Genomic DNA, 7,370 nt, shown 5'->3' with positions numbered 1-7,370 from the left:
CCCCACCCCCACACTCACTTTCGGTGTCTGGGGGGGGCTTTTTTTTTCTAACCCCCCCCCCCCCCCCCGGGGGCGGGGGCCGCCCCCCGCCGGGGGCCCCCCCCCCCCGCTTCGTTCGCGTTCCGGGTCAGTTGACGTAGATCAGCGGGCTGCCCGCCACGGAGGTGTCGGTGACCGGGCCGTAGGCGGCGGTGAAGTAGCCGGTCTGGAAGCACAGGCCGGAGCCGGAGGTGAGGTTGAAGGGCTGGGCGGCGAAGGAGATGCTGTTGTCGCTGTTGGACGTGGTGCCGGAGATGCTGGTCGCCTGCTGGTAGACGCAGGTGACGCTGCCGAGGATGGTGTTGAGCACCACCGTGGTCTGCATCGGGCCGGCCGCGCCCGGGGAGAGGGTGACCGGGCTGCCGGTGCCGTCGCCGACGGTGTTGGTGTAGGCGAGGTTGTCGACGCTGATGCTCTGCACGCCCGTGACGCCGAGGACGCTGGAGCTGCAGCCGTCGAAGGTCTGGGTGTTGAGGGACTCGACGGCGTTGCCGGGCGCGGCCGGGTTGGCGCTGACGGTCGCGGAGAAGGAGGAGCTGGTGCAGCTGATGCCGTTGGTGCTGGTGGCGCTGTCGTAGAAGTTGGCGGTGGTGCCGGAGGTGAGACTGGCATTGAGGACGTCGCCCACCGAGGCGGCCGGGCCGCCCAGGCTGCCGGTGGTGAGGACCGCGGCGGCGTCGGCCTGGGCGGGGGCGACGGCGGTGGCGGCGAGGGCGAGGGCGGCGAGGGCGGCAGCCCCGAGGGTGCGGCGGATGCGCATGAAGGTGCCTCTCCGTACGGAGTCGGGTGGGGGTGCCCGCGTGCGGGTGTGGTGGCGTGCACGGCGGGGGAGGTGCGGGGGCACGGCGGTGCGGCTCCCAGCGGGCCGCGCCGGGGCGGGCCCGGCGCCACGGGCCCGCCGTGCGGCGGAAGGGGTGCGGAGGTGCGCGGTGCAGTGGGGTGCAGGCCGGCGGCTGCCACCGCCGTGCGTGCGTCCGCCGTGCTCCCGGGCCCGGGTGGCGCAGTCGGCGCCGGCGGGCCCTGGCGGGTTCTCCGGCGGTCGTTCGCCCACCGGTTGGAAACCTGCCAGTGTTGTAAACCCGGTGTTGCATCAATGTCAAGACGGGACACAGGAGTTGGTGATGGAGCGGAATACCGTCCGGGGGGCCGACGTGATCCTGCTGCCGGGGGCGCGCACCGGCCGTGACCCGGCCCGTTCGATCAAGCGCGGCCCGAGCCGGCTGCCCCCGGCGGTGGTCGCCGCGACCCAGCGCGAGCGGCTGCTGGACGGGCTGGTCCACACCGTCGCCGAGCACGGCTACCAGCACGCGACGGTGAGCGACATCTGCCGGGCGGCGGGCGTGACCAGACCGGTGTTCTACGAGCTGTTCAGCGGCAAGGAGGACGCTTTCCTCGCCGCCCACCGGTTCGGCACCGGCGTGGTGATCCGGCGGATGGCGGCGGCCTTCGCGGCCGAGCCGGACTGGTGCGCCGGGATCCGGCAGGCCCTGGGCGCGATGCTCCAACTGCTGGCCGGAGTGCCGGCGTTCGCGACCATGGCGGTGATCGAGATCGAGGCGGTCGGCCCGGCCGGTCGCCGGGAGCGCGAGCAGCTGCTCAAGCGGTTCCGGGCGTTCTTCGCCGAGGTGCCCCAACTCCCGTGCGACGTGGCGGTGGAGCCCCTGGTGGACGCGGTGGTGGGTGGCGTCTACAGCGCGGTCTACCGGCGGGTGAACTCCGGGCGGACGGCCGAACTGCCGCAGCTCCTCCCGGCGTTGAGCCTGTTCTGTCTCGCCCCGTTCCTCGGTCCGGCCGAGGCGGCGCGGCGGCTCGGTATCGGCCGGGAGTCCGACGGTTCGGCCGCGGAATCATGAATTCCGTTACGGGACGGATCATTTGACGTTTGGTCAAAGTGTTTCATGGGCTGGATCGTTTGGTGAAGATCCCTTCGTGCACTTCTATTGACCGGGCGAATACCGGGCAGTAGCTTCACGGTTGCTCCAATCGCGGTCCGACCGGTTCCGCCCCGCTGCCGAGGGGCGGCCGACCGGCCGGCCGCGGAACGCTGTCCGCGCCAGGACAACGTGCCAGTGACTGCCCAATCCACCCACTCCAGGGAGCGCACATGGCCATGTCCGAGGAAGCCGCCGCCGGGGCGGAGGCACCCGACACCCCGGCCGGGCCCGGAAGAGGACGCGTCCGGCTCAAGCGGACCGCCCTGATGGCCGTCCCGGCCGTCGTCGCGGGCGGCGTCCTGATGACGCTCACCGCGCAGGGCGTGCTCGCCACGCAGTTCTCGATCTCCGGCATGCCGTTCACGATCACCGCGACCTCGCTCCACGGCGACGGCTTCGAGCAGTTCGGGAGCCTCGACCACATGATCAAGAACAGCCCGAACCAGGGGCACACCGGCGGGCAGGTGCTGGTCGCGGTGACGGCGATCAAGACGGCCCAGATCACCAACCTGTGCCAGAGCGTCGACCTCGGCGGCATCAACCTGGTGATCCACGCCGGTGACGCCGGAACCCCGGTCACCGCTCAGAACCTCACCAGCGACTCCGACATGATGTCCGGCGACGCCTCGTTCTCCAACATCGAGATCGGCGGCGACGCCAGCGAGTACACCAAGGCCGGGGTTCAGGGCAAGCCGGGCGTCTTCGGCCAGCAGGCCGACACCATCGACATGGTGAACGTGAACCAGCACAACTACGCCAGCACCGCGGCCAGCTTCAAGCTGCCGCACCTGAAGCTGAGCTTCAGCTCGAAGGGCTGCTGATGACGGAGCCCACACCGCCGAGCGCCCGTGGCGGAGGGGGCGGAGCCGAGGGGACGGCTCCCGCTCCCGCCGCGGCAAGCGCGGCCGGGTCCGGCCCTGCGCCGGTCCCTGCGCCGGTCCCCGTGCCCGCACCGACCGCCGGCGTCGCGGCAGCCGTCGCGCCCGCCCGGCCGGTCAGGCGCGACTGGCGGGGACAGCGACCCTTCTGGGGCGGCCTGCTGGTGACGCTCGGGGGCGCCGAGATCCTCTTCACCCTGCGGGCGCCGCTGCCGGTCGTCCTGCACATGGGGATGCAGGGGATCGCCGGCTACCTCGTGCCGGCGGTGATGGTGCTCTGCGGCGTGCTGATCGTCTTCAACCCGGCGCAGCGGCTGTTCTACTCGTTCATGGCCGTGCTCGCGTCGCTGGGCAGCTGGCTGACGTCCAACATGGGCGGCTTCCTCTTCGGGATGCTGCTCGGCGTGATCGGCGCCTGCGTCACCTTCGGGTGGGTGCCCGACCAGCCGCTGCGGCGCGGCCGGGCCCGGCGCGAGCGGCGCAGGGCGCAGCGGCGGGCGGCGGGCAGCGGCGAGGCGGCCGGTCCGGCCGGGGCGTGACAGCGCCCCGTCCTCGGTGTCGGGAGAGCACCGAGGACGGGGCGTCGCGCTCCGTGGCCGGGCCGGGCTCAGATGGTCGAGGCGTCGATCACGAAGCGGTAGCGGACGTCGCTCGCCAGTACCCGCTCGTAGGCCTCGTTGATCCGGTCGGCGCTGATCAGCTCGATCTCGGCGGTGATGCCGTGCTCGCCGCAGAAGTCCAGCATCTCCTGGGTCTCCGGCAGCCCGCCGATCATGGAGCCGGCCAGCGAGCGGCGGCCGGTGAGCAGCGCGTGCGCGTTCACCGTGACGGGCTTCTCCGGCGCGCCGACCTGGACCATGGTGCCGTCGACGCGCAGCAGTCCGAGGTAGGCGCTGAGGTCGAGGTCGGCCGAGACGGTGTTGACGATCAGGTCGAAGCGGCCCGCCAGCTCGGTGAAGGTGGCCGGGTCGGAGGTGGCCCGGTAGTCGTCGGCCCCGAGCTTCACGCCGTCCTCGCGCTTGCGGAGCGACTGGCTGAGCACCGTGACGTCCGCGCCCAGGGCGTGGGCGATCTTGACACCCATGTGGCCGAGCCCGCCGAGGCCGACGATCGCGACCTTCTTGCCCGGGCCCGCGCCCCAGTGGGTGAGCGGCGAGTACAGCGTGATGCCCGCGCACAGCAGCGGCGCCGCGGCGTCGAGCGGCAGGTTGTCGGGGATGCGCAGCGCGTACCCCTCGTCGACGACCAGCTCCGTCGAGTACCCGCCGTACGTGGGCCGGCCGTCGCGGCCGACGCCGTTGTAGGTGGGGGTCATGCCGCCGCCGGTGCAGTACTGCTGCAGGCCGGACGTGCAGTTGTCGCACTCGCGGCAGGAGTCGACGAAGCAGCCGACGCCGACGCGGTCGCCGACCTTCCACTTCGTGACGCCGGGGCCGGTCTCGCTCACGACGCCGGCGATCTCGTGGCCCGGCACCATCGGGAAGATGCCGGTGCCCCAGTCCTCGCCGACCTGGTGGATGTCGGAGTGGCAGATGCCGGAGAACCGGACGTCGATCACGATGTCGTGCTCGCCGACCGCCCGGCGCTCGACGGTGGTCTTCCGGAGCGGGGAGTTCGCGGTGAGCGCCGCGTAGGCGGCGGCGGTGCGGGTGGGAGCCTGAGCCGTGTCGTTCGTGATGCCCGTGTTCGTCATGTCCTCAAGGCTGCGCCGGACCGTACGGGCCAACCAGACCAACGATCAACGTACGCAACCCCGACGTACGCAAACCCGACGTAGGGAAGCGGAACGTAGCAGCGCGCAACCTACGCACGGCAGTATCACCCTCGCCCGCCCCCGGGAGCGGCTGCCCGCCCGCATACTGCAGACATGGACCAGCGCACCGAACTCAGCGAGTTCCTCCGATCCCGCCGCGCCCGGCTGCGGCCCGAGGACGTGGGCCTGCCCGACCTCGGCACCCGTCGCCGGGTGCCGGGGCTGCGCCGCGAGGAGCTGGCCCAGCTGGCCGGGGTCAGCACCGCGTACTACACGCGGCTGGAGCAGGGCCACGGCGAGAGCGTCTCCTCCGCCGTCCTGGACGCCATCGCCCGTGCGCTGCGGCTCGGCCCGGCCGAGCGCGAGCACCTCGGCCGGCTCACCAAGCCCGCCCGCCGCCGCCCCGGCCGCGCCGCCGCCCGGATCCAGCAGGTCAGGCCCGCGCTGCAGCAGCTGCTCGACGCGATGGAGGGCGTGCCCGCGTACGTCCTCGGGCGGCGGCTCGACATCGTCGCCTGGAACCGGCTCGGCACCGCCCTGCTCGGCGACTTCGGCGCCATGCCGCCGGAGCAGCGCAACATGGCCTGGCACGTCTTCCTCGATCCGGCCGCCCGCGAGCTGTACCTGAACTGGGAGGGCAAGGCGAGCGACGTCGTCGGCATCCTGCGCCTGGACGCCGGGCGCGACCCGGACGACCCGCGCCTGGCCTCCCTGATCGGCGAACTCTCCCTCAAGAGCGAGGAGTTCCGCCGCATGTGGGCCGCGTACCGGGTGCAGGACAAGGGCCACGGCACCAAGGAACTGCACCACCCGGTGGTCGGCCGGCTCAGCCTCCAGTACGAGACGCTGCGCCCGGCCGGCGACGACTCCGACCAGGTCCTCGTCACCTACCACGCCGAGCCCGGCTCCGCGTCGGCCGAATCCCTGCGGCTGCTGGCGAGTTGGGCGGCGACGGAGCTTGCAGCGAAGGAGCTCACGGCGAAGGAGCTCGCGGCCACGGATCTCGCGGCGAAGGCCGAGGGGGAGCCCCGGCCGGTCGCCGAGAGCCGCACGTCGGAACCCAAGGGCTGACGTCCGGTCCGATGGTCCCGGGTGCCCCCGGGGCCATCGGACCGGACGCCGGCCGGCGGCGGCCGTGACCTCCTCCCGGCCCCGGGCGGCGGCCACCGCTGGAGCGGCTACCGGTAGCAGTACGAGTCCGACGAGGCGTCGCCGCCCGCGAGGTGCGTCTGGTGCACCCGCAGCCCGCGGAACTCCGCGCCGTGCGGGAAGAACCGCTCGTCCACGGTGAGCCCGCCCGCCTCGGTGTCCGCGTCCAGCTTGACGATCCACGGCTCGATGCCGTCCGGGTAGAACTGGTCGTCCCACGCGCCGTACAGCGAGTTCGTGAGGTAGAGCCGCCGCCCGTCCCGGCTGATCTCGACCATCTGCGGCGCCCCGCTCAGCGGCCGCAGCGGCTCGGCCGGGTGCGGCGTGCGGGCGGTGACCCCGCCTAGGCGCACCGAGGCGGTCCTCCGGGGGTGGAACGGGTCCGACACGTCGAACTGGAAGATCTCGCCGGTGCCCCACGCCGACACGTACAGCCAGCGGTCGTCCACCGACAGGTTGATGTCGGTGACCAGCGGCGGCACCGCGCCGAACGGCTGGAGCGCGGGCGGCAGGTCCTCGGTCTTGGCCGGCTCGGCCGGGATGTCGATCACCTTGCGCGCGGTGAACGCCGGCCCGTCCCGGTACCAGAGCCAGACGGAGGACGAGAGGTCCTCGACGTTCGCCACGACGCCCGCGAAGCCCCACTCCGCCTGCGGGTCGTGGGCCGGGCGCAGCTCCAGGACCATCTGGTACTGGTCGCCGAGGTCGACGCGCTGGAGGTGGCGGCCCGAGTCCAGCTCCCAGAAGTGCAGGGCGTGCCCGTACTTGCGCCCGCGCAGCAGCTCGGGCACCACCCCGTCCTCGACCATCCGCGGCGTGCCCCACTCGCTGGTGATGCCGACGTTCGTCCCGAGGTGCCACCACACGTCGTACGCGAGGTGCTGCGGCCCGCGCTCGGTCTCCCACGGGCGCAGCACGTCGAAGGTGGTGTGGTCGAGCAGCGCCACCCCGCCCGGTCCGTCCGTCCCGTCCCCGGCGCCGAGGCAGGACAGGAACACCCCGCCCGGCCCGCAGTGCAGCGTGTGCGGCCGCGAGTACCCGGCTCTGGCCGCCAGCTCCTGCGCCTCCACCGTCTTTACCAGCCGCGGCCGCACCGGATCGGGCCGGGTGTCCATCACGTGCACCCGCGACGACCGCAGCCCGGGCAGCAGCAGGTAGCGCCGCTCCGGGTTCTCGTGGCAGGCGTGCGCGAGCGCGCTGGAGCAGGCGTTCCACCCGAAGTGGTGCAACTCATCGCCGAGGGTCGGCAGTTCGGCGAAGTTCAGCACCCGCCCGTAGCTCGCCGACGCCGGGTCGACGTCCACCGTCAGCAGCGCGTCCGGCCGCCGCCCCGCCCGGTCGAACCCGGCGACGTACGCCAGCGTCTCGGCCGGCGCGGCCATCGCCTCCGCGGCCGACCGGTACAACGACGGATCGGTGTGCCCGGCCGTCGAACCCTCGTCCTGCTGCACCATCTACGGACCCCCTCAACTCGCCTGCCGGTCACGGGAAGTGACGCGCGTCCGGGTAGCGTTCCACACCCCCACCGGCGCACCACAGGCGCACGGGGAGCGGTCCGGTGGTGCGCCGCCCGCCCACCCGCGGCCAGTACGCTGGGGAAGGCCCGCCGCGAGGGGC

7 protein-coding genes are annotated in these 7,370 nt (G+C 72.9%); 4 read left to right on the top strand and 3 right to left on the bottom strand.

All coding sequences use genetic code 11. The features are described from left to right. Window positions 1-127: 127 nt before the first annotated feature. On the bottom strand, window positions 128-799 hold the full coding sequence (locus ACFV4F_RS15430) for a Tat pathway signal sequence domain protein (protein WP_380446918.1): 672 nt from the start codon (window positions 797-799) through the stop codon (window positions 128-130). A gap of 361 nt (window positions 800-1,160) precedes the next feature. Between ACFV4F_RS15430 and ACFV4F_RS15425 the strand changes: the two genes are divergently transcribed. The 3 genes from ACFV4F_RS15425 (at window position 1,161) to ACFV4F_RS15415 (ending at window position 3,390) form a co-directional block, all read left to right on the top strand. Then, the gene (locus tag ACFV4F_RS15425; RefSeq protein ID WP_380502769.1) at window positions 1,161-1,892 is read left to right on the top strand and encodes a TetR/AcrR family transcriptional regulator; all 732 of its coding nucleotides are present in this window, start codon (window positions 1,161-1,163) and stop codon (window positions 1,890-1,892) included. Between the two features lie 251 nt (window positions 1,893-2,143). Further along, window positions 2,144-2,794 (top strand): DUF6230 family protein, encoded by a 651-nt coding sequence (locus tag ACFV4F_RS15420; RefSeq protein WP_380446922.1) that lies wholly within the window; start codon window positions 2,144-2,146, stop codon window positions 2,792-2,794. Window positions 2,795-2,916: 122 nt separating this feature from the next. Continuing rightward, window positions 2,917-3,390, top strand: coding sequence for a DUF6114 domain-containing protein (locus tag ACFV4F_RS15415; protein WP_380502766.1), 474 nt, complete (start codon window positions 2,917-2,919; stop codon window positions 3,388-3,390). A gap of 68 nt (window positions 3,391-3,458) precedes the next feature. Here ACFV4F_RS15415 and ACFV4F_RS15410 read toward each other — a convergent pair whose 3' ends face one another. After that, window positions 3,459-4,544 (bottom strand): NAD(P)-dependent alcohol dehydrogenase, encoded by a 1,086-nt coding sequence (locus ACFV4F_RS15410; RefSeq protein WP_380446926.1) that lies wholly within the window; start codon window positions 4,542-4,544, stop codon window positions 3,459-3,461. Between the two features lie 174 nt (window positions 4,545-4,718). Between ACFV4F_RS15410 and ACFV4F_RS15405 the strand changes: the two genes are divergently transcribed. After that, complete coding sequence (locus ACFV4F_RS15405; RefSeq protein ID WP_380502763.1) at window positions 4,719-5,675, top strand: helix-turn-helix transcriptional regulator; 957 nt, start codon at window positions 4,719-4,721, stop codon at window positions 5,673-5,675. A gap of 107 nt (window positions 5,676-5,782) precedes the next feature. On the opposite strand, the gene ACFV4F_RS15400 is transcribed toward ACFV4F_RS15405, so the two are convergent. After that, a complete protein-coding gene (locus ACFV4F_RS15400; protein WP_380502760.1) occupies window positions 5,783-7,207 on the bottom strand; it encodes a selenium-binding protein SBP56-related protein in 1,425 nt (474 codons plus the stop codon). Between the last annotated feature and the right edge of the window lie 163 nt (window positions 7,208-7,370).

The organism is Kitasatospora sp. NPDC059722, from assembly GCF_042733235.1.
Classification (GTDB): Bacteria; Actinomycetota; Actinomycetes; order Streptomycetales; family Streptomycetaceae; genus Kitasatospora.
This window is presented reverse-complemented; position numbering and strand designations above follow the sequence as displayed.

What these genes read in the sequence shown, in the direction of transcription:
- ACFV4F_RS15430 (WP_380446918.1), bottom strand. Translation starts at nt 799, where the DNA reads ATGCGCATCCGCCGCACCCTCGGGGCTGCCGCCCTCGCCGCCCTCGCC.
- ACFV4F_RS15425 (WP_380502769.1), top strand. Translation starts at nt 1,161, where the DNA reads ATGGAGCGGAATACCGTCCGGGGGGCCGACGTGATCCTGCTGCCGGGG.
- ACFV4F_RS15420 (WP_380446922.1), top strand. Translation starts at nt 2,144, where the DNA reads ATGGCCATGTCCGAGGAAGCCGCCGCCGGGGCGGAGGCACCCGACACC.
- ACFV4F_RS15410 (WP_380446926.1), bottom strand. Translation starts at nt 4,544, where the DNA reads ATGACGAACACGGGCATCACGAACGACACGGCTCAGGCTCCCACCCGC.
- ACFV4F_RS15405 (WP_380502763.1), top strand. Translation starts at nt 4,719, where the DNA reads ATGGACCAGCGCACCGAACTCAGCGAGTTCCTCCGATCCCGCCGCGCC.
- ACFV4F_RS15400 (WP_380502760.1), bottom strand. Translation starts at nt 7,207, where the DNA reads ATGGTGCAGCAGGACGAGGGTTCGACGGCCGGGCACACCGATCCGTCG.